Raw genomic sequence first — 1,710 nt, forward strand, 5'->3', positions numbered from 1 at the left:
CATCCGCGGTTGGCCGTAGGTGCTGTTGGACTCGACATGGATCTCGCGCATCACCGTCACCAATTCGGTGTCGGCAACATCGGCATCAGTCGGCGGTGCTGCCTGCTTGGCACGCCAGTCGTTGAACGCCTGGCGTGACACTTCGGCGATCTTGCATGCCGCCTTGATCGGGAATCCCTCGGCCTTCCGGGCAGCAATCCACTTGTAGCGGGTCACTGTCCCGACTCCTTCACCCAGAAGGCCGTTGGTCGTTTGAGTAGATCTCGTTCCATCCGCAGACGGGCGTTGTCCTTACGGAGCTCAGCCAACTCGGCGCGGTCGTCGCGGGTCAGACCAGCGCGTTCGCCGCGCTCGATCTTTTCCAACCGGGCCCAGTTACCAAGCGTGCCCTCGCCGACACCGATTGCTTCGGCGACGTCGACGATCCTGCGACCGTCGTCGAGCACCATTGCTACAGCGTCAGACTTGAACTCGTCAGGGAACGACCGTCGAGTTCTCGACGTCGCCTTCTTTTCCATGGTTGCCATGATTACCTCCTTGAAGAGGTGACCGGCTCACAGGGGGACGCTCAGTTCGGCCTTGTGGGTCGACGGGTGACGGCATTACACGCCTGGGCCTCATGCTGGTCAGTCGATTTGAGTCACCGGTCTTTGCGGGTTGACACGTCTACTCATTCGTATTACGTTTGTGCTGTGTGGAGATCAACGAGTCAGCGCAGAAGCACGGCGTCTCGGACGAGGACGTTCTTCATGCGATCGATCAACTGTTGGTCGAGTGCGAGATCGGTGACGATGATCCGCCAAGGCGCTGGTTGGTCCTTGGTCCGAATCGGGCGGGGTTGATGTTGGAGTTGATTGTGTTGGTCTTCGACGATGGTGCGGAGATGGTGATTCACGCTATGCCGATGCGATCAAAGTACGAAGAGCTGTTGCCTGGAGGCGAATGATGAGTGTTGACAACAAGGTCGTAGGAATGATGGACGGGCACGAGGTGTCTCAGCGCGATGTGGAGGCGATGGCTGATGAGGCTGAAGCTGGTTACGACGTCGGGAAATTGAAGCGCCGAGGCGGTCGGCGGCGGATGGGTTCTGCGCCTGCTGAGGTTGTGCCGGTGCGGATTGACCCTGAGTTGAAAGCTGCCATCGATGCGCGTGCGGCTGCGGATAGTTCTTCGACGAGCGAAGTGATTCGTGAAGCGCTTCGCCGCTTTTTGGAAGTTGCCTGATCGCTTCGGCTGTTGTTGCGCGGCGGTGTCGGTCCCGGCGGACGGTGTTGAACTGTTTCCTAAACCGTGTGTCGCAGGTTCGATTCCTGCCAGGGGCACTGCGAAACACCTGGTAGGTGGCTCGCGCAGATGTCTGAGCGGGGTCAAGCGGCTCGGTCGTGAATATTCTGAGCGGCTTGAGGGCTTGACACCGTGTCGAGCTGGGTTTCTGAATCGGACGAGGGTACTCAGTGGCCGATGACGGCGCCGCGGTTCACTTCGACGAAGGCTGAATGCTCGAACGCTTCGACGAGTAGCGGCTCAACGGCTTCGATGAGCGCGATCAGGTCGTCGTTGCGGATGTTTCCGGTCGTCACCAGCAGCAATCGTTGCGGCACATTGTTCAGCAGGTGACCATCGAGGAAGTCGTGGTCTTTGGTGACCACGGTTCGTTCGTCGCGATCGGCGATCCGGATGATCTCGGCGTCCGTCGTCCGGTTTCCATCA

General features: G+C 59.4%; 4 protein-coding genes and 1 pseudogene. 1 reads left to right on the top strand and 4 read right to left on the bottom strand.

Features of this window, described 5'->3' with window-relative positions; translation table 11 throughout:
• The 3 genes and pseudogenes from ACH2EI_RS12360 to ACH2EI_RS12370 all read right to left on the bottom strand — a co-directional run.
• Window positions 1-216 (bottom strand): annotated as a pseudogene (locus ACH2EI_RS12360) (hypothetical protein); the annotation flags it as partial.
• A complete protein-coding gene (locus ACH2EI_RS12365) occupies window positions 213-527 on the bottom strand; it encodes a transposase (RefSeq protein ID WP_395160236.1) in 315 nt (104 codons plus the stop codon). The gene ACH2EI_RS12365 and the pseudogene ACH2EI_RS12360, both read right to left, overlap by 4 nt.
• Before the next feature lie 182 nt (window positions 528-709).
• Window positions 710-895, bottom strand: a complete 186-nt coding sequence (locus ACH2EI_RS12370) for a hypothetical protein (RefSeq protein WP_395154679.1) — start codon at window positions 893-895, stop codon at window positions 710-712.
• A gap of 77 nt (window positions 896-972) precedes the next feature.
• On the opposite strand from ACH2EI_RS12370, the gene ACH2EI_RS12375 reads away from it, so the two are divergent.
• A complete protein-coding gene (locus tag ACH2EI_RS12375) occupies window positions 973-1,224 on the top strand; it encodes a ribbon-helix-helix protein, CopG family (protein WP_395154678.1) in 252 nt (83 codons plus the stop codon).
• A gap of 227 nt (window positions 1,225-1,451) precedes the next feature.
• Here the strand turns inward: ACH2EI_RS12375 and ACH2EI_RS12380 are convergent.
• Window positions 1,452-1,710 (bottom strand): DUF5615 family PIN-like protein (locus ACH2EI_RS12380; protein WP_395160238.1); only part of this gene is annotated, 259 nt, incomplete at its 5' end.

This window comes from Ilumatobacter sp. (assembly GCF_041688325.1).
Classification (GTDB): Bacteria; Actinomycetota; Acidimicrobiia; order Acidimicrobiales; family Ilumatobacteraceae; genus Ilumatobacter_A.

What these genes read in the sequence shown, in the direction of transcription:
- ACH2EI_RS12365 (WP_395160236.1), bottom strand. Translation starts at nt 527, where the DNA reads ATGGCAACCATGGAAAAGAAGGCGACGTCGAGAACTCGACGGTCGTTC.
- ACH2EI_RS12375 (WP_395154678.1), top strand. Translation starts at nt 973, where the DNA reads ATGATGGACGGGCACGAGGTGTCTCAGCGCGATGTGGAGGCGATGGCT.